At 59.8% G+C, this 22,099-nt stretch carries 20 protein-coding genes and 1 pseudogene; 6 read left to right on the top strand and 15 right to left on the bottom strand.

The window, feature by feature from the left end:
* Window positions 1–24 precede the first annotated feature (24 nt).
* The 13 genes from def to pyrR all read right to left on the bottom strand — a co-directional run bounded on the left by def (window position 25) and on the right by pyrR (window position 15,238).
* The gene (gene def / locus I6J28_RS07855; RefSeq protein WP_204608950.1) at window positions 25–537 is read right to left on the bottom strand and encodes a peptide deformylase; all 513 of its coding nucleotides are present in this window, start codon (window positions 535–537) and stop codon (window positions 25–27) included.
* 99 nt (window positions 538–636) lie between these two features.
* Window positions 637–2,676 carry a primosomal protein N' gene (locus I6J28_RS07850; RefSeq protein WP_204608948.1) on the bottom strand — a complete coding sequence of 680 codons (2,040 nt, stop codon included), beginning with the start codon at window positions 2,674–2,676 and terminating at the stop codon, window positions 637–639.
* A gap of 11 nt (window positions 2,677–2,687) precedes the next feature.
* Window positions 2,688–3,920, bottom strand: a complete 1,233-nt coding sequence (metK, locus tag I6J28_RS07845) for a methionine adenosyltransferase (protein ID WP_040425247.1) — start codon at window positions 3,918–3,920, stop codon at window positions 2,688–2,690.
* A 108-nt stretch (window positions 3,921–4,028) separates the two neighbouring features.
* Window positions 4,029–5,276, bottom strand: coding sequence for a bifunctional phosphopantothenoylcysteine decarboxylase/phosphopantothenate--cysteine ligase CoaBC (coaBC, locus tag I6J28_RS07840; RefSeq protein WP_204608946.1), 1,248 nt, complete (start codon window positions 5,274–5,276; stop codon window positions 4,029–4,031).
* Window positions 5,277–5,405: 129 nt separating this feature from the next.
* Window positions 5,406–5,708 (bottom strand): DNA-directed RNA polymerase subunit omega, encoded by a 303-nt coding sequence (rpoZ, locus tag I6J28_RS07835; protein ID WP_005324891.1) that lies wholly within the window; start codon window positions 5,706–5,708, stop codon window positions 5,406–5,408.
* Window positions 5,709–5,748: 40 nt separating this feature from the next.
* On the bottom strand, window positions 5,749–6,318 hold the full coding sequence (gene gmk / locus I6J28_RS07830; protein WP_005324892.1) for a guanylate kinase: 570 nt from the start codon (window positions 6,316–6,318) through the stop codon (window positions 5,749–5,751).
* A gap of 8 nt (window positions 6,319–6,326) precedes the next feature.
* Window positions 6,327–6,647 carry an integration host factor, actinobacterial type gene (mihF, locus tag I6J28_RS07825; RefSeq protein ID WP_005328460.1) on the bottom strand — a complete coding sequence of 107 codons (321 nt, stop codon included), beginning with the start codon at window positions 6,645–6,647 and terminating at the stop codon, window positions 6,327–6,329.
* Between the two features lie 259 nt (window positions 6,648–6,906).
* On the bottom strand, window positions 6,907–7,746 hold the full coding sequence (gene pyrF, locus I6J28_RS07820; RefSeq protein WP_204608944.1) for an orotidine-5'-phosphate decarboxylase: 840 nt from the start codon (window positions 7,744–7,746) through the stop codon (window positions 6,907–6,909).
* On the bottom strand, window positions 7,730–11,071 hold the full coding sequence (carB, locus tag I6J28_RS07815; protein ID WP_204608942.1) for a carbamoyl-phosphate synthase large subunit: 3,342 nt from the start codon (window positions 11,069–11,071) through the stop codon (window positions 7,730–7,732). The genes pyrF and carB overlap by 17 nt, the downstream gene beginning before the upstream one ends.
* Before the next feature lie 25 nt (window positions 11,072–11,096).
* Window positions 11,097–12,278, bottom strand: coding sequence for a glutamine-hydrolyzing carbamoyl-phosphate synthase small subunit (gene carA / locus I6J28_RS07810; RefSeq protein ID WP_204608940.1), 1,182 nt, complete (start codon window positions 12,276–12,278; stop codon window positions 11,097–11,099).
* 23 nt (window positions 12,279–12,301) lie between these two features.
* On the bottom strand, window positions 12,302–13,639 hold the full coding sequence (locus tag I6J28_RS07805) for a dihydroorotase (protein ID WP_204608933.1): 1,338 nt from the start codon (window positions 13,637–13,639) through the stop codon (window positions 12,302–12,304).
* Between the two features lie 34 nt (window positions 13,640–13,673).
* On the bottom strand, window positions 13,674–14,630 hold the full coding sequence (locus tag I6J28_RS07800; protein ID WP_204608930.1) for an aspartate carbamoyltransferase catalytic subunit: 957 nt from the start codon (window positions 14,628–14,630) through the stop codon (window positions 13,674–13,676).
* Between the two features lie 2 nt (window positions 14,631–14,632).
* Window positions 14,633–15,238: a bifunctional pyr operon transcriptional regulator/uracil phosphoribosyltransferase PyrR gene (pyrR, locus tag I6J28_RS07795; protein ID WP_204608928.1), complete on the bottom strand. Its 606-nt coding sequence runs from the start codon at window positions 15,236–15,238 to the stop codon at window positions 14,633–14,635.
* A gap of 145 nt (window positions 15,239–15,383) precedes the next feature.
* Between pyrR and I6J28_RS07790 the strand changes: the two genes are divergently transcribed.
* The 3 genes from I6J28_RS07790 (at window position 15,384) to I6J28_RS07780 (ending at window position 17,803) form a co-directional block, all read left to right on the top strand.
* On the top strand, window positions 15,384–16,739 hold the full coding sequence (locus tag I6J28_RS07790) for a TIGR01777 family oxidoreductase (RefSeq protein WP_204608926.1): 1,356 nt from the start codon (window positions 15,384–15,386) through the stop codon (window positions 16,737–16,739).
* Between the two features lie 70 nt (window positions 16,740–16,809).
* Window positions 16,810–17,301: a YbjN domain-containing protein gene (locus tag I6J28_RS07785; RefSeq protein WP_204608924.1), complete on the top strand. Its 492-nt coding sequence runs from the start codon at window positions 16,810–16,812 to the stop codon at window positions 17,299–17,301.
* On the top strand, window positions 17,294–17,803 hold the full coding sequence (locus tag I6J28_RS07780) for a YbjN domain-containing protein (RefSeq protein WP_204608922.1): 510 nt from the start codon (window positions 17,294–17,296) through the stop codon (window positions 17,801–17,803). Before I6J28_RS07785 ends, I6J28_RS07780 begins: the two co-directional genes overlap by 8 nt.
* 219 nt (window positions 17,804–18,022) lie before the next feature.
* On the opposite strand, the gene nusB is transcribed toward I6J28_RS07780, so the two are convergent.
* Both nusB and efp read right to left on the bottom strand, forming a co-directional pair.
* A complete protein-coding gene (nusB, locus tag I6J28_RS07775) occupies window positions 18,023–18,661 on the bottom strand; it encodes a transcription antitermination factor NusB (RefSeq protein WP_370658782.1) in 639 nt (212 codons plus the stop codon).
* Window positions 18,662–18,699: 38 nt separating this feature from the next.
* Window positions 18,700–19,263, bottom strand: coding sequence for an elongation factor P (efp, locus tag I6J28_RS07770; RefSeq protein ID WP_005324919.1), 564 nt, complete (start codon window positions 19,261–19,263; stop codon window positions 18,700–18,702).
* Between the two features lie 253 nt (window positions 19,264–19,516).
* On the opposite strand from efp, the gene I6J28_RS07765 reads away from it, so the two are divergent.
* From I6J28_RS07765 to I6J28_RS07760, 3 genes and pseudogenes are all read left to right on the top strand, one after another.
* Window positions 19,517–20,413 carry a GDSL-type esterase/lipase family protein gene (locus tag I6J28_RS07765; RefSeq protein WP_204608918.1) on the top strand — a complete coding sequence of 299 codons (897 nt, stop codon included), beginning with the start codon at window positions 19,517–19,519 and terminating at the stop codon, window positions 20,411–20,413.
* A gap of 181 nt (window positions 20,414–20,594) precedes the next feature.
* Window positions 20,595–20,687, top strand: a pseudogene (locus I6J28_RS12010) (IS1/IS1595 family N-terminal zinc-binding domain-containing protein); the annotation flags it as partial.
* Between the two features lie 57 nt (window positions 20,688–20,744).
* The gene (locus I6J28_RS07760; RefSeq protein ID WP_204608915.1) at window positions 20,745–22,088 is read left to right on the top strand and encodes an IS256 family transposase; all 1,344 of its coding nucleotides are present in this window, start codon (window positions 20,745–20,747) and stop codon (window positions 22,086–22,088) included.
* Window positions 22,089–22,099: the final 11 nt, after the last annotated feature.

Genomic DNA, 22,099 nt, shown 5'->3' with positions numbered 1-22,099 from the left:
ACCTCTGCCGCCACAGCGAGTGGGCTACGAGGCGTTAAACCACTCGGATTCACGGATGGCGCGCATGGCCTCCTTGCGCACTGGCGCCTCTAGGCGTTGTAGGAAGAGCACCCCATCGAGGTGGTCGGTCTCATGCTGGATGCACCGAGCCATCAGTCCTGAGGCCACCATGGACACAGGGCGCCCCTCAATATCCTGTCCGGACACAAAGACCTGGTTAAACCGCGTGGTTTCCGCGCTAATTCCCGGAATGGATAGACAGCCTTCCGGGCCTGTTTGCTGCTGCTCTCCCACCGGAGTCCAGATCGGGTTAACAATCGCCCCGCGCAGCCCAGATTGGGTGTGCGAGCAGTCATAGACGAAGATGCGCTGCAAAATCCCCACCTGATTAGCCGCGAGCCCTACTCCCCCGGCGTTATCCATGGTCTCGAGCATATCGCTCGCCAGAGCACGCAGACCGGCATCAAATTTACTAATTTCCTCCGCGCGGCTGCCCAAGACTGGGTCGCCGTAGATACGCAGCTCTCGAAGGGACATGGCAATCACACCTTTCTCATGGCACCGAGACCAAGCCGGCCGGCGGTGGCGGCTTCCTCCGTCGAGATTAGCGCATGAGCGCCTATGACCCCGATATGGCTAACCCACGTGGATGGGGTCAACCACAATGCGCAAAGGCAGCTCATCCTTGCGGGCGCTGCGCGACGCGTTGGCGCTGCGCAAAGCCCGCCCCAATTGGGACCGCGGCCCCAGCGGGGTGCGCACGACCAACCGCTGCGGTGGGCCAAAGCGCTGGCTATCGTAGTCACCAGGCAGGCTCTGCCCTGGCGGAAGGGGAACTGGTCCTAATACCTCCGCGTGGTCTGGAAGATCCACAAGCTCGGCAAAGCCATCTAGGGATGCATCCGCACCGTCGATGGCAGCAAAATGCACCGCGGGTGGGAAGCGCACTTCGCGCCGGGCAGCAAGCTCTGCCGCGGCCGCGCCCACCATATCCCAACGCAGGAAATGCTGGACTACGGTAAGCGTCTCGTCGGCCGCCAAGATTACCCGTCCGCCCTTGAAATGCGGCTGCACCAAGGTAGCGGCCTGCGCCCACTTCGCTAGGGTGTCCTCCGTGGCGCGCAGGTCTTGCCGGTTGAGCAATGCCCCGGCATCCAAGAGCAACGCCGCGCCATAGGCGCCATCTTTTACTTTCGGTTCCGCACCAGGGGTGGCAATGACCAGCGCCGGTGCATTGTCCACCGCATCGAGCACCTTGTTTCCGCCCGAGACCACTACCCGCGTATTGGGAAAGGCCCGGCCCATTTCTTCCGCAGTGCGCTCCGAGCCCAACACGATGGCTCGCAGGCGCGGGGACCCGCATTCGGTACACCGATGCCGTGCCTCAATGCGACCACACCAGCGGCAGGTAGGCATTCCCGCTTCGTCCGAGCCCGCGCTTGCCGACGCCCCCTTGGGCGGCAACCCCAATGGCCCATTGCAATGCCGGCAGCGAGCCGGCGCTCGGCACTGGCCGCAGGCCAAAATGGGCGCATAGCCCTTGCGCGGTACCTGCACCAGCACCGGCTCTCCCCTATCCAGCGCCTGGTGGGCGGCTTGGAAGGCCTGCGCTTGTACTTTTGTGGTACCGCCCTGGAGGTCGCGCGCGATAGAAAGACCGAACGACCCGACCGCCTCGATAGCCGGGCAACGCGCCGTTATGGTTTGCTCTTTGGCCACCACGTCGTGCGCCCATCCTGATTCCACGAGGAGCTGTGTCTCCGCTGTCCGTGAATGGTTGGCCAGGATCATGCTGCAGCCTTCGAAGGCTGAGCGGGTGGTAAGTACTTCCCTCGCGTGGACATAGGGTTTGAGGTTGTCGACCAAATTATCATTGCCATCATCGAGGATCACCGCCAGTTGCAGGTCTTTGACCGGGGCAAAGGCGGCGGACCTGGTGCCAATGACCACGCGCGCTTGGCCCACTAGCGCGGAGAGATAACGGCGATAGCGCGCCTGCGGGCCCATGCTATTAGTCAGCACCGTTATCTGCTTTGCCCCAAGTACCTGACGAAGCGCGGCGTCTAAAGCATCGACGCTCTTCTGGTCCGGGGCGACGAGGAGAACTCCGCCACCGCCAAGCGCCACTTTGGCAGCGAGTGCAGCCAGCGCGTGTGCCCAATCATCGCCCGGGGCGATTTGCCAGGCAGCACGGGCGAGCTTGCCGGTCAGAATCGAATCTACGAAAGCCTCGCCATGCTGGTACGCCGACCATCCTGATAGGTCGGGCTCGCTCGTGGTGCCGAGCTCCTCCCACGGGGTCTCTAAATCGGATTCTTCCGCCTTGGCGTGCCGCGGCGGGATAGCGGAGCGAATAATGTCGGAGCGCACGCCGCCGTAGCGGTCTGCCAGGGCGTCGACAAGCCGGGCCAGCTGCGGCGGATAAACCTGGAAGGGTGAGATAATGCGCTCGATAAAGCGCAGGTTGCCGCCAAATTCAGAATCATGCCGGCGTTCTAAGACAATCGCGTCCACCAAGCGCCCGTTGAAGCGGATGCGCACCTTAATCCCCGGTTGGACTTCCTCCGAGTCTGCCTCTTCGACGAGGTAATCAAATCCTCGGTCTAGGTGCGCAACCCCCAAAAGAGGCAACACCCGCGCAACCGGCTTCCGGGTGGCGGGTGTTTTCTTAGGCATAGGCCTCGATTCTACAGACCAGCGGCAGCACGCAATGCTTCCACTCGGTTCAACTGCTCCCACGGCAGCTCAACGTCGGTGCGGCCAAAGTGGCCGTAGGCCGCAGTTTGCGCATAGATGGGGCGCAATAGGTCGAGTTCGCGGATGATAGCGGCCGGGCGCAGGTCAAATACCTGATTTACCGCAGCCTGGATATTCGCATCGCTCAGGCCTTCCTTGGCGGTACCGAAGGTCTCTACGTACAGACCCACCGGCTTGGCGCGGCCGATTGCATAAGCCACCTGAACTTCAGCGCGATCTGCCAAGCCCGCAGCCACGATATTCTTAGCCACCCAGCGCATGGCATAAGCCGCGGAACGGTCCACCTTGCTCGGGTCCTTGCCAGAGAACGCGCCGCCGCCGTGGCGAGCCATGCCGCCGTAGGTATCGACGATGATCTTGCGGCCGGTAAGTCCGGCATCGCCCATCGGTCCACCAAGAATGAAGGAACCGGAAGGGTTGACCAACAAGGTCGTGTCTTCGGTGTAGTACTTCTCCAAGCCCGCGTCCTTGATAACCCATTCAAGGACCTCACTGCGCAAGGGTCCTTCCAACCAAGCACTATCGACCTCGGCATCGTGCTGCGTGGAAATCACCACGGTATCCAGGTGGGACGGCTCATTGTCGTCGGTGTAGGCAAAGGTCACCTGGGTCTTGCCATCCGGGCGGAGGTGATCGACGATTCCTTCCTTACGTACCTGCGTCAGGCGGCGGGACAGGCGATGCGCCAAAGCGATGGGCAGTGGCATGTACTCAGCGGTCTCATTAGAGGCATAGCCGAACATCAGACCCTGGTCGCCGGCACCTGCGGTATCGTTCTCGGCGTCATAATCCTCGTCATGAGCGCGAGCTTCAGTGGAGTTGTCCACTCCGGCGCCAATTTCCTGGGACTGCTCGCCAATGGCGATATTCACGCCACAGGTGTTGCCATCAAAGCCGACTTCCGAAGAAGTAAAGCCGATGGACTTAAGGGTGTCGCGCACCAGCGCCGGGATTTCTACGTATGCCTCGGTGCGAACCTCGCCCACCACGTGGACTTGGCCGGTGGTCACCAACGTCTCAACGGCCACGCGGGATGCTGGATCCTTTTCCAGCAGGGCATCAAGGATGGCGTCAGAAATGGCGTCACAAATCTTATCGGGATGGCCTTCTGTCACGGACTCGCTGGTAAAAAGACGAGTTGCCACTGCAGCGTTATCAGTCACAAAAACTTCCTTCGTTCTCACTGTTGATTCGATGCTGTGGGTTTCTACGCCCAAGCCTAATACCTCGCAAGCCTAGACCAAGCGGTCTATAAACGCAATTTTAGTTGTCTACCCGTGAAACATTTCATTCACGGCCGAAAGAATCTGAGCGGCGACAACCTGCTTCGAGCCATGCTCCACGCGTTGCGGCGCGGAACCCGGACGCAAAATCCATCCCTCATTGGACTTTTGACCAAAGGTTTTTCCGCGCCCGACCTCATTGGCCATGAGCACGTCGCAGCCTTTACGCGCAAACTTTTCCTGAGCATAGTCCAAGGCGGACTTCTGGGCATCGCCAGTTTCGGCGGCGAACCCTACAATCACGCATTCGGCAGGGATTTCCGAGCGCTCGCGCGCGGCAACGAGCCCCTTGAGTACATCCGGGTTTTCCACCAAGTGGAGCGTCGAGAGTGCATCGTCTGCCTGCCCCTTCTTCATCTTTGATTCGGCAACCTCCGCGGGACGGAAGTCAGAAACCGCGGCGGCCATGATTACTACGTCCGCATCGCGGGACTCCTCGCGCATGGCATCCTCCAACTCGCGGGTGGAGACAATGTGCCGTAGCTTCGCGCCGCTCGGCACAGGAAGTTGGGCGGTATTACCCGCAACGACGGTGACCTTGGCCCCCATCTGGGCAGCCCATTCCGCGAGTGCAAATCCCTGCCTGCCGGAAGAACGATTACCCAAGTAGCGGACCGGATCCAACTCTTCCTGGGTGCCGCCGGCTGATATGACGACCTTCTTGCCCTGCCAGGTGTGTTGCACTCGGTAGCCCGCCAGTTCAGTGCGGACAATCTCCGCAATCTGTTCCGGCTCCGGCAAACGACCTGGGCCAGAGTCCTTGCCGGTAAGGCGGCCGTGGGCGGGCTCGATGACGGTTATACCGCGGCGTCGCAAAGTAGCCACGTTGTCCTGCGTAGCAGGGTTATGCCACATCTCAGTGTGCATGGCCGGGGTCACAATAACCGGGCACGTCGCGACCAATACGGTGGCCGTGAGCAAATCGTCTGCACGGCCTGCAGCCAACCGCGCTATAAGGTCTGCGGTGGCAGGCGCAATGACCACTGCATCCGCATGCTGTCCTACGTTGACGTGCTGCACCTCATCCACGGCCTCAAACACGCTCGTGGAGACTGGATGGCCGGATAGAGCCTCAAACGTAGCCGCGCCCACGAAGTTCAGTGCACTTTCCGTAGGGACAACGCGGACATCATCGCCCGCTTCCTTGAGATTGCGCACAAGGTGGCACGCCTTGTAGGCAGCGATGCCGCCAGCGACGCCCAGAACAATATTGCGAGAGGTATCTTTATCAGTCACACCGCACGATGGTACCTGCCGACATAGAGAAAGGCCCCACCCGCCGCGACCAAGAGGTACACCCCGAATCGGGGATGCACATCCGTGGCGGCGCGTGGAGCCTTAAAGCTATTACACGCTTAGTGCTAGCTACTTGCCTTCCTCGTGGTCAAGCAGGCCAGCATCAATCTCGCGCAATGCGATGGACAAAGGCTTTTCGCCTGGCTCTGGGGTAACCAGCGGGCCTACGAACTCGAAGACACCTTCATCCTGCTCTTGGTAGTAGCTATTGATCTGACGTGCGCGCTTAGCGGCAAAGATGACCAAAGCGTACTTAGAGGAAACCTTGTCCAAAAGCTCATCGATCGGGGGATCAGTAATGCCGATCGGATCATCAAATACTGGTTCCGCCTTTGCGGCTTCAGTGTTAGAAGGGGTGGTCACGTTAGTCACATGCACCTTTACATTGATTGAAGATGGTCAAAAGGGAGGTCTATGCCCGCAGGATATCACTAATGGCAGATACTGCCTCGTCCAGATCCTCGTTCACAACGACGTGATCGAACTCGTCCTGTGCGGCTAGTTCCTCATGCGCAGTTTGCAACCTACGGTCAATGACGTCTTGCGGCTCGGTACCGCGGCCGGTGAGCCGCTCCACAAGTACCTCCCATGACGGGGGCGCCAAAAAGACCAGGTCTGCCTCCGGCAGCGCTTTCTTAACACTCCGGGCACCCGCGAGATCCACCTCAACGAGTACCGGGCGGCCAGCGGCCAAAGCTTCCTCTACCGGCTGGGCGGGCGTTCCAGAGCGCTGCAATCCGCCGTGGATATCAGCCCATTCGAGCATCTCCCCGGCATCAATTCGCTCCTGGAAGGTTTCTGGGGTGACGAAGAAATAATCGACACCGTCCTGCTCCCCGGGGCGGGGCTGGCGCGTGGTCATAGACACGCTGAAGTACAGCCCCTCGACGTCACTGCGCAGACGCGAAACTACGGTGGATTTTCCCACTGCGGAAGGCCCCGCCAGAACAACGAGGCGCCCGCGTGCAGTTGCGTCAGCCATGGTTGTGACTATTCGCCGTAACCGAAACGCTCGAGGAGAGCACGACGCTGACGCTCACCCAGGCCGCGCAGACGACGGGTCTGAGCAATCTCCAGGTCCTCCATGATTTCCTTAGCCTTGACCTTGCCAACCTTCGGCAGAGCCTCGAGGAGCGCAGAAACCTTGGTCTTGCCGATGATCTCATCGGTCTCAGCCTTTTCGAGCACGTCCTTCAGGTCGGTCTCGCCGCGCTTGAGCGCAGCCTTGAGCTCGGCGCGAGCCTTGCGGGCCTCAGCGGCCTTTGCGAGAGCTTCCTTGCGCTGCTCATCAGTCAACTTTGGAAGGGCCACGGGTTTCCTCCGATTCATTAGATTGATTCTGTTACGTCTAGTACTTGGTACCAGATTTCGGTTGCCTAACGCAGTTAATACACCGCGGAAAGTTATTAATAACCTTCGAGCAAACCGACTTCTGGTAATCCTAGCACTGCTCATTGAACGGTGACGATTAGCGGGTCCAAAAGCACGCCTATTTTAGCACGTCACCGCACATACCTTAAACAAAGTACCAGGTAAACGGCGCGGCTGTTAATCAGCCACGCCGCCCCTATTAGTCCCGAAACTCTGCCGCCACCTGATCAACCACTTTGCGCAGGTCAGCGACGTCAGGCCCCTGCTCCAGCACTGCTCGGGACACATTGGCGAATCCCAACGACGGATGAGCAGAAACAATGCCGTGTACCTGCTCTGGGCCAGCGCCTTGGGCGCCAACGCCGGGCAGAAGAACCGGACCATTGAGCGCATCGAGGCGCGGCGGATTGTCCAACGTAGCGCCGACGACTACGCCGACATCGCCAGGCTTGCCAGACTTGTGCGCCTCGACATTGAACGCGGCGCATTCATCGACGACGCCTTGAGCGATGGTGCTCTCCTCGCCCACCGGGACTGACTGGATGGCACGTGCCTCCGGGTTGGAAGTAGCCGCCAGGACGAATACACCGCGGCCGGTTTCTTCGGCCTTGGTGAAAACCCGCCCCAGTGCGCCAACGCCTAGATAGGGCGACACGGTCACGGAATCTGCGCGCAGCGGCGAACTATCGCCGAGCCACGCATCTGCATAGCCGGCCATGGTGGAGCCAATATCGCCGCGCTTGGCATCGGCAACAGTAAGGCACCCCGCTTCCCGCAGCGAAGCCAGGACTTCTTCGAGGACCACAAAGCCCTGGGAGCCAAAGCGCTCAAAGAAGGCAACCTGTGGCTTTACCAAGGCGGCGGTATCGCTAAAGGCTTCAACGCAGCGCATGCTAAAGGTCCGCAGACCATCAGCGGTGGGCCCCAACCCCCACTTTTCTAAGAGATATGGGTGTGGGTCGATGCCAACGCACAGGCGCCCGCGTTCCTGACCGGCTTCTTCTAGCCGCTCGCCAAATCCCTTAGTGCTGTGGGCCATGCTCAAGCTCCTGGAGTGCGCGTACCTGCAGGTTTCCAATACGCATCGCTTCGATGCCCTGGACAGCTGCGGTTACGCCTTGCACGGTGGTCACCAGTGGGATTTCCATGTGCACGGCGGCGGCGCGGATATCGTAGCCATCGTGGCGGGCACCGGCAGAGCCAGCAGGCGTGTTGAGAATCCAGTCGATCTCGCCATTGAAGATCTTATCCACGATGGACTCTTCGCCGTCCTTGGCCTCAGAGACCTTGGCAGCAACCTCGCACTCGATACCATTGCGGCGCAGCATCTGCGCCGTACCGGCGGTAGCGACGATGTTGTAGCCCATGTGGGCCAAGCGCTGGATCGGGAAGATCAGCGTACGCTTGTCGCGGTTGGCCACAGATACGAAGATAGTGCCCTCCGTGGGCGGAACGGCGAAGGCAGCAATTTCGCCCTTGGCGTAGGCCGCACCGAAGTTGGTAGCCAAGCCCATAACCTCACCGGTGGACTTCATCTCTGGCGAGAGCAGCGTATCGAGCAGGCTGCCATCGGTTCGGCGGAAGCGGTTGAATGGCAAGACTGCTTCCTTGACGGCAATCGGGTGCTCGAGTGGCAAAGAACCACCGTCGTATTCGGAAGGAATCATGCCCTCGGCGCGCAAGTCCGCAATGCTAGAGCCCATCATAACGCGAGAAGCCGCCTTAGCCAGTGGTACTCCGGTGGCCTTGGAGACGAACGGCACGGTACGGGAAGCACGTGGGTTGGCCTCAATGACGTAGAGGATGTCATCCTTCAAGGCGAACTGGACGTTCATCAGGCCCTTGACGCCAATGCCCTCGGCGAGCAAGCGGGTGGACGTGCGGACCTTTTCAATGTCCTCTGGTCCGAGCGTCATCGGTGGCAGCGCACAGGAGGAGTCACCGGAGTGAATGCCGGCCTCCTCAATGTGCTCCATGACGCCACCCAGGTAGACCTCGTTGCCGTCGCACAGGGCATCCACGTCAATCTCGATGGCGGAATCCAGGAAGCGGTCCACCAGAACCGGGTGGTCCGGAGACAGCTCGGTGGCACGCTCGATGTAGTCTTCCAGCGCCTTTTCGTCGTAGACGATTTCCATACCGCGGCCGCCCAGCACGTAGGACGGACGAACCAGCACTGGGTAACCGATGGAGGAAGCAACCTCGCGGGCCTCCGCGAAGGAGGTGGCGGTGCCGTACTCCGGAGCTGCCAATTCTGCCTCATCGAGGACCTTGCCGAATTCGCCGCGGTCCTCGGCGGAATCGATTGCTGCAGGGCTGGTGCCCACAACAGGAACGCCTGCCTCCTCCAGGCGGGCAGCGAGGCCCAGCGGAGTCTGGCCACCTAGCTGGACAATCACACCGGCAACGTCACCGGAAGCGGCCTCCGCGTGGTAGACCTCCATAACGTCCTCGAAGGTCAGCGGCTCGAAGTAGAGGCGGTCTGCGGTGTCATAGTCGGTGGAGACGGTCTCCGGGTTGCAGTTGACCATGACGGTCTCATAGCCCTGCTCCGAAAGCTCAAGGGCCGCGTGAACACAGGAGTAGTCAAACTCGATACCTTGACCAATGCGGTTCGGTCCGGAGCCCAAAATGATGACCTTGCCCTTAGAGCCTTCCGGTGCCGGGCGAACCTCGGTCTCGGCATCCGGGTCGAGCTCATAGGAGCTGTAGTGGTACGGGGTTTGTGCCTCGAATTCGCCGGCACAGGTATCTACCGTCTTGTACACGGGGCGGATGCCCATGCGCCAGCGCAGGCTGCGTACGCCATCCTCGCCGTTGAATTCTGGGCGAAGGGCGGCAATCTGGGCGTCGGAAAGCCCAAAGACCTTGGCCTCGCGCAGCAGCTCCTCGGTGAGCACTGGGGCGTCGATAAGCTCCTGGCGGAAGGCCACCAACGTGGCCAGCTCAGCGATGAACCATGGGTCAACGCCGGAAGCCTCGTGGACCTCGTCCACAGAGGCGCCAAGGCGAAGGGCCAGCTCGATGTCGTACATGCGACCCTCGGTCGGGCGCTCCAGATCCTTGAGCACGGCCTGCAGGTCAGTAGCGCGCTCGCCCGCGAAGTACTCATCCGGCTTGGTCCAGAAGCCATTGGGCTTGTTTTCCAATGAACGCATGACCTTGTTCAGGCCCGCGATGTAGTTGCGACCGATGCCCATGGCTTCGCCCACGGACTTCATGGTGGTGGTCAAGGTGTCGTCAGCACCTGGGAACTTCTCAAAAGCAAAGCGTGGGGCCTTGACAATGACGTAGTCCAGGGTCGGCTCGAAGGCTGCCTTGGTCTCGCCGGTGATGTCGTTTTGTACCTCGTCCAAGGTGTAGCCAATGGCGAGCTTGGCCGCCAGCTTGGCAATCGGGAAACCGGTGGCCTTGGAGGCCAGTGCGGAGGAACGGGACACGCGCGGGTTCATCTCGATGACGATGATGCGGCCGTCTTCCGGGTTAACCGCGAACTGGATATTACAGCCGCCAGTATCGACGCCGACCTCGCGGATGATGGCAATGCCCAAGTCACGCATCTTCTGGAACTCACGGTCAGTAAGCGTCAGCGCCGGGGCGACGGTGACGGAATCGCCGGTGTGCACGCCTAGGGCATCGACGTTTTCGATGGAGGCAACGACCACGACGTTGTCATCGCCATCGCGCATGAGCTCGAGCTCGTATTCCTTCCAGCCCAGGATGGATTCCTCAATGAGCACGTTGGCCTCAGGGGACGCGGCCAAGCCGCCGCCGGCAATGCGGTCCAGGTCCTCATTATTGAAGGCCAGACCGGAGCCCAAGCCACCCATGGTGAAGGAGGGGCGGACTACGACGGGCAGGCCGAGCTTATCGACGGTCTCGTGGACCTCATCCATGTTGTGGCACACAGCGGAGCGGGCGGACTCACCGCCGATGGAGGCTACGATGTCCTTGAACTTCTGGCGGTCCTCGCCGCGCTCGATGGCGTCAATATCGGCGCCGATGAGCTCGATGCCGTACTTGTCCAAAATTCCTTGGCGGTCGAGCTGAACAGCGGCGTTCAGCGCGGTCTGGCCGCCCAGGGTAGCCAGCACGGCGTCGATGGGGTGTCCCTCTTCGCGCTCCTTGACCAGAATCTTTTCGATGTATTCCGGCTCAATGGGCTCCACGTAGGTGTGGTCCGCAAACTCAGGGTCGGTCATGATGGTGGCCGGGTTGGAGTTGACCAGCGTTACGCGCAGGCCCTCCTCCTTGAGCACGCGGCAGGCCTGGGTACCGGAGTAGTCGAACTCACAAGCCTGGCCGATGACGATCGGGCCGGAGCCGATGACCAGGACGTGGTTGATGTCGTTGCGCTTTGGCATAGTTATTCTTCCTTTTCCTGGTTGTCTACTTATTTGGGGTGTGGTTAGCCATCAGTTCTTCAAACTGATCAAATAGCGGGTTGGCATCGTGCGGGCCGGCCGCGGATTCTGGGTGATACTGCACGGAGTAGGCCATGCCGTTGCGCAATGCCACGCCCTCGACAGTGTCGTCGTTGAGGCAGATGTGGGTGACCTGCGCGGGACCGAAATCGGTAGCGAACTCGGCGTCCTTGCTGTTGAGGTCATAGCCTTCCGGAGCCTTCAGCGCGAAGCCGTGGTTCTGGGAGGTGATGTCGATCTTGCCGGTCACGTTATTGCGCACCGGCACGTTGATGCCGCGGTGGCCGAACTTCATCTTGTAGGTGTCCAGGCCAAGCGCGCGGCCCAGGAGCTGGTTACCAAAGCAGATGCCGAAGAACGGGATCTTGGCTTCGAGCACCTGCTTGATGATGCCCACCATTTCGTCTGCGGTAGCCGGGTCGCCCGGGCCGTTGGAGACGAAGACGCCATCCGGGTTATAGGATTTCACCTTGTCAAAGGAGGTATTTGCGGGCACGACGATAGTTTCGATGCCGCGCTGAGAAAAGTGGCGCGGGGTTGCGGTCTTAACACCCATGTCGAAGGCAACGACGGTGTATTTCTTCTCCCCTACAGCCTCAATCGTGTAGGGCTCGTCGGTCGATACTTCGGCGGCGAGGTCGGCGCCTTCCATAGAGTCCTGGGACTTAACTTCCTTGAGCAGCTCCTCTACTGGGCGTTGAGCATCTTCGCCGGAGAACAGGCCGGCGGCGATGGAGCCGTAGTTGCGCAGGTGGCGTACCAAGGTGCGGGTATCGATACCGCGAATACCAATGACTCCCTGCTTTTCCATCTCTTCACTCAAGCTGCGCTCTGCGCGCCAGTTGGATACGCGCTGTGCAAGGTCGCGGATAACGAGGCCAGCAACCCAGATGCGGTTTCCGTGGGACTCGTTGTCCTCATCATTCCAACCGGTATTGCCAATGTGCGGCGCGGCGGATACCACGATCTGGCGGTGGTAGGACGGGTCCGTCATGGTTTCCTGGTAGCCGGTCATCGCCGTGGTGAATACGGCCTCGCCCAAGGTGGTGCCGGTGGCACCAAAGCCATAACCGCGGAAGGTGCGCCCGTCCGCGAGAACGAGGATTGCTGGGGTTCTATCAGTCACGTCGTGGCCTTTCTCTGCCATATAGGTGGTTTCAGTGTGCAAGGTTAGTCTTCTTCGGAGGCTGCCAAGTCAAAAGTGACGGTGCCTCGCAAAATGGTGTGGGTAACGCGGGCACCAAATTCTTCGCCAGCGTACGGGTTGTTTTCGGACTTGGAGGCCAGCGTGGAGGAATCAGAAACCCAGTGGTGGTCTGGGTCCACAATAGTCAAGCTAGCTGGCTCGCCTTCTGCGATGGGACGGCCGTGGCCCGGCAGGCGGGTGATTTCTGCAGGGCGCTCGGACATGACGCGGGCAACAAAGCGCCAATCGGCCAGGCCAGTCTCGACGAAGATTTTGGCGATGACGGCCAAAGAAGATTCCAGGCCCAACATGCCAGGGCGGGCATTTTCAAACTCCACGCACTTGTCTTCGGAGCCGTGCGGGGCGTGGTCGGTGGCGACGCAGTCGATGGTGCCATTGAGCAGCGCCTCGCGCAGGGCCTCGGTATCGCGCTGTTCGCGCAGCGGCGGGTTGACACGGAAGAGGCCATCGTAGGTGCGCAGCTTGTCATCGGTCATTAACAGGTGGTGCGGGGTTACCTCGGCGGTGAGAGGAATATCCTGCTCCTTTGCCCACTTCAGTAGCTCCACGGTGCCCTGGGTCGAGGCGTGGCAAATGTGCACGCGGTTGCCGTAGTCGCGCGCCAATAGGGCGTCGCGGGCCACGATGGATTCCTCCGCCACGCGCGGCCACCCGCGCAGGCCGAGCCTGGCTGCAGTCTCGCCTTCATGGGCGGAAGCACCACCGGTCATGCGGTCATCCTCGGCGTGCTGAGCCAGCAGCACGTCCATGCCCTTGGCGTATTCCAAAGCACGACGCATTAGCTGCGGATCCTGGACGCACTTGCCGTCATCGGAGAACATGCGCACCTTGGCGTCCGAACGAGCCATCATGCCGAACTCTGTAAGGGTCTTGCCTTCCAAGCCCTTGGTAATGGAGCCCACCGGGTGGACGTCGCACAGCGCCAGTGCTTGGGACTTGGCCCATACGGACTCAGCGATGATCGGCTGGTCGGTCACTGGGTTGGTATTAGCCATGGTGAACACTGCAGTGAAACCGCCCTTGGCGGCAGCCTTGGAGCCGGTCTCGATGGTCTCGGTATCTTCGCGGCCGGGCTCGCGCAGGTGCACGTGCATATCCACTAGGCCTGGCAAGAGCACGTTGCCCTGGCCGTCGATAACCTGTGCATCCTCGGCTTCTGCCGTGGCGCCGATGGCAGCGATGATGCCGTCCTTGACCACGACATCGGTGGGCTCGCCTTCGCCGTACAGGCGCACATTCTTAATCACAAGTGGGGTTTCCGCCGGCGCGGAAAGGCGACCGGTTTCCGGGTAAGTAGTCATTGTCTCTCCCTAAATTTGAGTGTGGGTCGCGGTTTTAAATGCCGGCGTTTTCGCCATTGGTCAGCAGGGTAAACAGCACCGCCATGCGGGCGTGTACACCGTTGTGCACCTGCTGTAGGACCGCAGTTTTGTCCAAATCTGCGACGCCGTAGTTAATCTCCATGCCGCGCAGCATCGGGCCTGGGTGCATGACGATGGCGTCCTTCTGCATGGCCGCCGCGCGCTCCTTGGACAAGCCAAAGAGGTTGGCGTATTCGCGGTGGGAGGGGAAGAAGCCGCCGTTCATGCGTTCTTGCTGTACGCGCAGCATCATGATGACGTCGGCGTCTGCGACTTCCGCATCAAGGTCATACGACACACGCACCGGCCAATTCTCTACCCCAAAGGGCATGAGGGTGGCTGGGCCCACGAGAGTTACCTCAGCGCCGAGAGTGTTAAGCAAATCTACGTTGGAGCGCACGACGCGCGAGTGCAGGCAATCGCCCACAATCTTTACCTTCAGGCCGGCAAAGCCTTCCTCACTGTGCAGTCCTAGGCGCTGGCGCATCGTGACGGCGTCGAGAAGCGCCTGCGTTGGGTGCTGGTGCGCACCGTCGCCCGCGTTGATCACCGAAGGCCCCTTGCCGTTAGGGGCTACCCACTGGGCCAGCTGTTGCGGCGCACCAGAGGAAGGGTGGCGCATGATGATCGCATCGGCGCCGATGGCGGCCAGGGTAAGGCCCGTATCCTTCAGGGACTCGCCCTTCTTTACCGAGGAGCTGGAGGCGGATAGGTTGATGACGTCCGCGGACATCCACTTGCCGGCCGTTTCAAAGGAAGAGCGGGTGCGGGTGGAGTTTTCATAAAAAAGGGTATAGATGGTCCGGCCCCGCAGGGTCGGCAGCTTCTTTACCTCGCGGCCTTCGAGGGCCTCGCGGAAGCGATCCGCTTCATCCATCAGACCGATAATTTCGCTTCGGTCCAGCTCTGCCATATCGATGAGGTGCTTCATGGCTATGCCTCCCCCGCTTCAGAGCCAGCTCCACTAGTAGCGGCGGCTCGGGTCAATACGACCGCATCCCGGCCGTCAATCTCGCTGTTGTATACGGTGACATCTTCTTCTCGCGCGGTGGGCAGATTCTTACCCACATAATCGGCGCGGATAGGAACCTCGCGGTGGCCGCGATCTACGAGGACGGCCAGCTGAATAATGTCCGGACGGCCCACGTCACTCAACGCATCCAAGGCGGCGCGGATAGTGCGGCCGGAATACAGCACATCATCGACCAAAATAACAGTGGCGCTATCGATGCCACCGGTGGGAATGGTCGTCGGTTGGAGTGCGCGATGCGGCTTTCCTAGCAGGTCATCGCGGTAGAGGGTGATATCGAGGGAGCCCCATGGGACTGCAACCCCGGAAAATTCTTCAATCTTGTGCGCTAGGCGCTGTGCAAGCGGCACGCCACCAGAGGGAATGCCAAGCAAAATGACCCGCGGTGCGTCCGCGGAATCGAGCGCCGTTTTTTCAATGATCTGGTGCGCGATGCGTGCAACGGTACGCGAAACGTCATCGGAGCTTAAAAGCTCTAGCTTGTTCGCGGTAGCGTCAGTTCCACTCATCGTGACCTCCTTCCCCGCCTCACAGTGCGGTCTTTAAAGGATGCCGGTTGATGGTCTCAAAAATGTCTATGCTGTTAGACACAGATTACTCTAGCACCTTCCCCACCATTTGGGTGAGGGCGAAAAGAAGGAGGCACTCCACACAGTGAGTTTTTCCGCCGAACACATAGTCCCCGCCCCGCGCGAGCAGGTCTGGCAATGGCATACCCGCCAAGGCGCTTTAACCCGCCTGAACGCCCCCTTTGCCTTCATGAAACCCATCCAGCAAGCGGAGAACCTCGGCGATGGCACCTCCATCCTGGGCCTTCCGGGCGGCCTGCGCTGGACCGCTCAGCATAAACTTTCCCAGTACCGCAAGGGCTATGAGTTCACCGATGTGTGCGTAAACTCCCCCATTCGCAAATTTGCCAAATGGCAACACCATCACACCTTTGCGGATCACCCGGACGGCACACTCATTCGCGATGAAGTTACTACCCGCATCCCTTCGGCGGCGCTGGAATCGGTCTTTGCTTATCGACAGCACCAGCTCATTGAGGATCTTTCCTTTCTCCAGCGGCTTGCCGACGCCTCCTTAAACACCCAACCACTAACCATCGCCATGACCGGCTCCCGCGGCAGCGTGGGCGCAGCGCTCACCGCACAACTGCGCACCGCCGGGCACACGGTGATCCAGCTCGTGCGCGGCACGGCCAGCAAAGGTCAGCGCACCTGGCGCCCGGAGCAGCCCGATCCCGACCTCCTGCGCGGCGTCGACGTCCTCGTCCACCTGGCGGGCGAGCCCATCTTCGGCCGCTTCAATGACGAGCACAAGGCCGCCATCCGCGATTCCCGCGTTGGCCCCACCGAGCGCCTAGCCCGTCTAGCGGGCACCACGGATTCCGTCCGCACCATGGTTTGCGCCTCTGCCGTGGGCTACTACGGCTCCGACCGCGGCGATGAGATTCTCACCGAAGACTCCGCACCTGGCGAGGGCTTCCTCGCAGACGTCGTAGTCGACTGGGAGCGCGCCTGCGAGCCCGCCCGCGCCGCGGGCACCCGCGTGGTCAATATTCGTACCGGCATCGCCATGTCGGGCGGTTCCGGCCTCCTGCCACTGCTGCGCGCCCTCTTCTCTACCGGACTGGGCGGCCCCTTCGGCGACGGTGAGTTCTGGTTCAGCTGGGTCGCCCTCGATGACCTGACGGATGCCTACTTCCGCGCCATCGTGGACGATTCGCTGGAAGGCCCGGTCAATGCGGCCTCGCCTAACCCGGTGCTCAATAAGGACTTCGTCAAAGCCCTTGGTGCCGAACTACACCGTCCGGCATTGCTCCCCGTTCCGCCCTTCGGTCCCGCAATCTTGCTGGGCAAGGAAGGCGCCCAAGAGTTGGCCTTGGCGCAACAACGCGTAAGCCCCACGGTTCTACACAAAATCGGGCATACGTTCCGCTATCCCACGATCGATACTGCTCTCGCCCACGAACTTGGCGGCGAGCACCTATGGAGTCCCAGTAACTAGATAAGAACTTAGGTAAACTAGTAAAGGTTGACCTTTATCCCCGATTAGTACATGGATTGAGACTACTTAAGTGTCTGAAGAACCAACCCTGTATCCCGATACGCCGGTAGAGCCCGTAACTCTCGAGCGCATCGGCGAAATCTTTGCATCTGAGAACCTAGAATACCGCCTCGAAGAGCAGCCAGTGAGCGAGGAGGAAACCGTACAGATCCTGCGCACAGGTTTCTCCAACGTCGCCATCGCCATGCAGGTGCGCGATGATGTGCTCGTGGCGGATTCCGTCTGGCGCGGCAACGTGCCTTCTTCTGAGGGCCCAACCCTGTTGACGGTGCTCAACCAGTGGAACCAGCAGCACTTCGCGCCGACCCTGCGCTTCTTTGAGTCAGCCGAGAATAACCTCGCCGTCTCTGGCGTGCGCGAGATCAACATTGCCCACGGTTTGTCCCGCAATCAGATCGGCGCCTTCGTGATGTCCACGCTGGATTCTATGCTGCAGTCCTTCGCCTTCGTGGAAGAACACTACCCACAGCTCGTGACTTGGGAGGAGCACAAGCATGACTAATGCCTCTACCGAAAACAACCTGCCGGAGATCACCCTGGAACGTGTTGTCGAGGCCATGCGTACCTTCGACATCGAATTGACCAAGATGGACAGCGATATTGAGGCAGCTACCGCCAACCTCAACGGCCTTCCCACCATGTTCGCGGTTCTCGATTCCGTGGTTATTGTCCGCTGCGATGTGCCTACCGACGCCGCCTATTCCAAGGCCGACGCCGGCCTCTTCCTCGCGGCTAACCAGATCAACTCCGTAGCCTTCGGCGCGCGCGCTGTTATCTCGGAGCACGATGACATGCTCGTGGTGCGCACCGAGCGCGATATCCCTGCCGCCGCCGGCATGACCGACGAGCAGCTGCAGGCTGCCCTGAAGACCGCCGTAGATGGCGTCATCCGCGGCCAGGATGCCATGGTTTCTGCCGCCGAAGAGATGGCCAAGCTTGGCTCCGAGACCGCAGCCAATGCCGGATCTGGCGACGCCGCCGCAAGCGACACCCCGCAGAGCTAAGCCGCACTAACATCCGCCGCTCTCCCCCTCTCCTTCCGCCTTAACAACGGCGCAAGGGTGACGGGGAGAGTTCTTTTTACTCTCGGCCGTTCTGGGCACATGGAGACGCGAGGATGGGCGTCGAAAGACACTGTCTTGGGCATGAAAATACCGCCCGCCACAGCTCTTCGCCATCGAGCTGGGCGGGCGGTTTAAGTATGCGGGCCGGTTTAAACCTGACTATTCCGCAGTGGGGTCCTGCTGCGCAGAACCGTCTGCTACAGCCGAGTCGTCGTCCGCGGCAGCGGAGTCCGAAGCGGTGGATGCGGAGGTATCCACGGCCGCATCATCCGCACGCTCGGACTCTACCGAGTCCTCGTCAGTCGAATCTTCGCCGTCCGCATTCGCATCGCTGCCCTGGTGTTCTGCGGACATCGGGTTTTCCGCAGAACGGGACTGCGCCACGTCATCCAACACAGCGTGGATATATGGCGCCGCTTGATCGTTGGAATACTGGGAAGCAATCTCCACGCCTTCCACGACCGCAGTAGCGGTAGGAATATCCGGGTTGAACAGCAGCTCCCACACCGATAGGCGCAGGATAGCGCGGTCAACGGCCGGGATGCGGTGCAGTTCCCAGTCCTCGGCAAGGAACCGAGAAATGGTGTCATCGATGGCATCCAGCTCTTCAGCGACGCCTTTGACAATCACCTGGGTGTATTCGGCCACAGGTGCTACCGCGTTGCGATCCTCACGTGCCAAGGCGATGCGATCCTCCACGATGGCAACGGGGTCAACGTCCCTGTTTTCTGCTTCGTAGAGGATATCGGCGGCACGACGACGTGCACGGTACCGCGCGGTGTGCCGCTTGTAGTTGATATCGCGCTTAGGGGTGTTATCAGACACAGTCAGATGCCCTAGTTGTTAACGCGGGAGAGGTACTCGCCGGTACGGGTATCGATCTTGAGAACGTTGCCGATCTCGATGAACAGCGGAACCTGGATTTCAGCACCGGTTTCCAGGGTGGCGGGCTTGGTGCCGCCGGAAGAACGGTCACCCTGCAGGCCCGGCTCGGTGTGCTCGACCTTAAGGTCTACGGAAATAGGCAGTTCTGCAAAGAGTGCCTCATCCTCGTAGAAGGAAACCTGGACGCGCATGTTTTCCAGCAGGAAGCGAGCGGCATCGCCGAACTTCTCCGGCGGGAGCTCGTACTGCTCGAAGGTCTTTTCATCCATAACAACGTAGCTGGTGCCATCGTTGTACAGGTAGGTCATATCGCGGCGGTCCACGGTAGCGGTCTCTACCTTAACGCCAGCATTCCAGGTCTTGTCCACGGTCTTACCGGAGACAACATCCTTGAGCTTGGTACGCACGAAGGCTGGGCCCTTGCCCGGCTTCACGTGCTGGAACTCAACGATCTGCATCAGTTTGTTGTCGATCTTCAGAACGAGCCCGTTCTTGAAATCAGTAGTATCAGCCATTGCGGTTAAACTCCCGAAAATTGTGGACTAAAGGTTGAAAACAATGTTTAAGCCTACCGGACAACTGCCCCTTGGGGTATTACCGGTCCCCCATTTCTTCCCCACAGTTGACAGCGGGGTGCCTTTCGGGGCCCATCGCCTGCCCTAAACCGTCAGACACGCAAGCAATCAAAGGTTTTTAACCAGCAATAACTCGCTGTACGATAAGGCTTTGCTTAATTGATTTTTCACATACCTACCAAGGATTTTTGCGATGCCTCTCAAGCAGCTCTACGCCGCGGCTACCGCTACTGGCGCAGCCCTAGCAGCACTCTCCGCCCCGCAGGCCATGGCAGCAGACGCCCAGACCGTGATGTTCGGCGATTCTGTCTTTGCCAACCCAACCTATGGCCAAGTTGGCACGACCTCGAGCCTGTCCCCTTCGGCGGGCACTACGCTATCGTCTGCCACCCACGGCATCGAAGACGCCCCGGGCGTGCCGTCCCCACAGGGTTGCCCGCAGGGTCAGAGTAATGTTGGCCGCGAATTGGGGCGGGTTTCTGGTCAGCACATAGCCAACTACGCCTGCTCTGCGGCAAAGGCCGCCGGCCAATCGCACCGTAAGGACTTCGATGAGCAGATCAACGGAGCCATTGCTAATAATGATCTCAATGGCGAAACGAAGAACGTTTTGATTCAGTTTGGCGCCAATGATCTCCAGGAAATCCTGCGCCCATCTCTTTCTTCTTCCAATCCCTACTACGACGGCATGAAGCAATCGATCCAGCGGATTCGCCACGCCGCCCCGAATGCCCGCATCACCGTTGTAGGCTATCCCGCCATCTCCGCCCGCAATGGCGCGGTATGCCCGCTGCGCACCTCCGCACCGGGATCCTCTGAAGCCGGGTTCAACATGGACTACGCGGGCCTGGTTCGCACCGGCGAGGACCAGGTCAATAGCGCCATGTACAAGGCAGCCCGCGCAAACGGCGTGCAGTACTATGACCTACGCGCCGACTCCATTGATCACGGCATGTGCGCGCCGGACAGCACCCGCTGGATTTCCGGCAAGTGGGAGTACTCCGTACCGCACAACCTCTTCAATCACCTCACGCACCTGGGCAACCGTAATGTCGCCCAGCTGCTCAACTCCAAGGTGCTGGCCCACTAGGCGGGCAGTTCAGTAAATTCGGCCTAAACGACAGGATGTGTTGGTGAGGTTGTACGGCTAGCTGGTCTGGCGTGCTGTTATTAGTACTATTTCACTTATCCAAAGGGATATTCCAGCTTCGACCGTGAAATACCGCCAAAGGCATGCCGGTGTGCTAGGCGCCTAGGTTCACGATGAGGGGATGAGTAAAAATCATCCTCGATGCCCCGTCTGCGGCAGGGCATGCACGAAACACGGAAAAACGAGTGCTGGGCGCCAACGATGGCGATGCCGCGAGAGTGTCTGATGGTTTGTGTGTGGGAACCGATCCCGCATAAGGAGATAAGCCAGAATGACTACTGTGGCGAGACGAGATCCGGCCGATAAGGCCAAGATTGATGCGATTGAAAAGAAGCTTCTTGCTAACCCTGAAATCGCGAAACTGATTGACGACCTAGGCACGTCCACAACGGATGCCAATGACCTGGTTCGCGGCATGCTGCAAGCCTCGATTACTAGGGGTTTGAATGCCGAGATGGATGCCCACCTCGGCTACGAGTCTGGTGATAGGAGCGGCAAAGCTGCAGCTGGGACAGACAATCACCGCAACGGGTCGTATCCAAAGACCGTGGATTCTAACTACGGGCCGGTCACCGTGGATATCCCCAGAGACAGGACTGGGACGTTTATCCCAACTATGGTCCCTAAAGGCTCGAGACGTTTAACTGATGTCGATGACATGATTGTCAGCTTGTACGCCGGTGGGATGACAATCAGGGATATCCAGCACCACATGGCAACGGCGATGCGGGTTGATATCTCCCATGAGACGATTTCAGCGGTTACTGACGCCGTCTTGGATGAGGTCATGGTCTGGCAAAACCGCCAGCTAGATGAGTTCTACCCGGTCATTTTCCTGGACGCGCTGCGCATTAAAGTCCGCGATGGCGGCCGGGTAGTCAACAAGAGTGCGTACATGGCAATCGGTGTGGACCTTGACGGCATCAAACACATTTTAGGATTGTGGATTGCCAAAGAAGAAGGCGCTTCATTTTGGGCGCAGGTATGCGCCAATCTTTCTAACCGTGGTGTCAAAGACGTCTTTATCGTCTGCTGTGACGGGCTGAAAGGCCTACCAGAAGCAGTCGAGGCAACCTGGCCGAACTCTATGGTGCAAACCTGTATCGTGCACCTGATACGTGCCGCGAACCGGTGGGTAGCCTACGGGGATCGCCGGGCTGTATCAGCCGCGTTGAAGAAGGTCTACACCGCCACAGACGAGTCCACAGCTAGGGCTGCTTTAGCCGAATTCGAGGCTTCCGAGCTGGGTGAGAAGTATCCCCGCTCAGTCAAGGTCTGGCAGGACGCGTGGGCGCGGTTTGTCCCGTTTCTGCAGTTCCCACCAGCAGCTAGGAAGGTGATCTATACGACGAACTCCATTGAATCTTTTAACAATGAGCTGCGTAAAGCTACTCGCAACAGGGTGCAGTTCACCAACGATGAATCAGCCCTAAAGACGCTGTGGTTGATGATCTGCAATATTGAAGACAAGCGAGCCGCCAAGAGAGCAAAGCAAGGTAAACGAGTCTCAAGAACAGTCGGCAGACTCATGGAAGGAGCCCGAGTATCCGGCTGGAAACAAGCCATCAACCAAATGGCCGTGGCCTACCCCGACCGCTTCGACAAATACCTATAAACCCAGCCCCA

Origin of the sequence: Corynebacterium tuberculostearicum (genome assembly GCF_016894265.1) — a bacterium.
In the GTDB taxonomy this organism is placed as follows: Bacteria; Actinomycetota; Actinomycetes; order Mycobacteriales; family Mycobacteriaceae; genus Corynebacterium; species Corynebacterium tuberculostearicum_D.
The sequence above is the reverse complement of the archived record's forward strand: the minus strand, read 5'-3'. Positions and strand labels throughout refer to the sequence as shown.

Excerpts from the sequence above, each read along its gene's own strand:
- def (WP_204608950.1), bottom strand. The coding sequence starts at position 537 with ATGTCCCTTCGAGAGCTGCGTATCTACGGCGACCCAGTCTTGGGCAGC.
- I6J28_RS07850 (WP_204608948.1), bottom strand. The coding sequence starts at position 2,676 with ATGCCTAAGAAAACACCCGCCACCCGGAAGCCGGTTGCGCGGGTGTTG.
- gmk (WP_005324892.1), bottom strand. The coding sequence starts at position 6,318 with ATGGCTGACGCAACTGCACGCGGGCGCCTCGTTGTTCTGGCGGGGCCT.
- pyrF (WP_204608944.1), bottom strand. The coding sequence starts at position 7,746 with ATGGCCCACAGCACTAAGGGATTTGGCGAGCGGCTAGAAGAAGCCGGT.
- carB (WP_204608942.1), bottom strand. The coding sequence starts at position 11,071 with ATGCCAAAGCGCAACGACATCAACCACGTCCTGGTCATCGGCTCCGGC.
- carA (WP_204608940.1), bottom strand. The coding sequence starts at position 12,278 with ATGGCAGAGAAAGGCCACGACGTGACTGATAGAACCCCAGCAATCCTC.
- I6J28_RS07805 (WP_204608933.1), bottom strand. The coding sequence starts at position 13,639 with ATGACTACTTACCCGGAAACCGGTCGCCTTTCCGCGCCGGCGGAAACC.
- I6J28_RS07800 (WP_204608930.1), bottom strand. The coding sequence starts at position 14,630 with ATGAAGCACCTCATCGATATGGCAGAGCTGGACCGAAGCGAAATTATC.
- pyrR (WP_204608928.1), bottom strand. The coding sequence starts at position 15,238 with ATGAGTGGAACTGACGCTACCGCGAACAAGCTAGAGCTTTTAAGCTCC.
- I6J28_RS07780 (WP_204608922.1), top strand. The coding sequence starts at position 17,294 with ATGACTAATGCCTCTACCGAAAACAACCTGCCGGAGATCACCCTGGAA.
- efp (WP_005324919.1), bottom strand. The coding sequence starts at position 19,263 with ATGGCTGATACTACTGATTTCAAGAACGGGCTCGTTCTGAAGATCGAC.
- I6J28_RS07765 (WP_204608918.1), top strand. The coding sequence starts at position 19,517 with ATGCCTCTCAAGCAGCTCTACGCCGCGGCTACCGCTACTGGCGCAGCC.
- I6J28_RS07760 (WP_204608915.1), top strand. The coding sequence starts at position 20,745 with ATGACTACTGTGGCGAGACGAGATCCGGCCGATAAGGCCAAGATTGAT.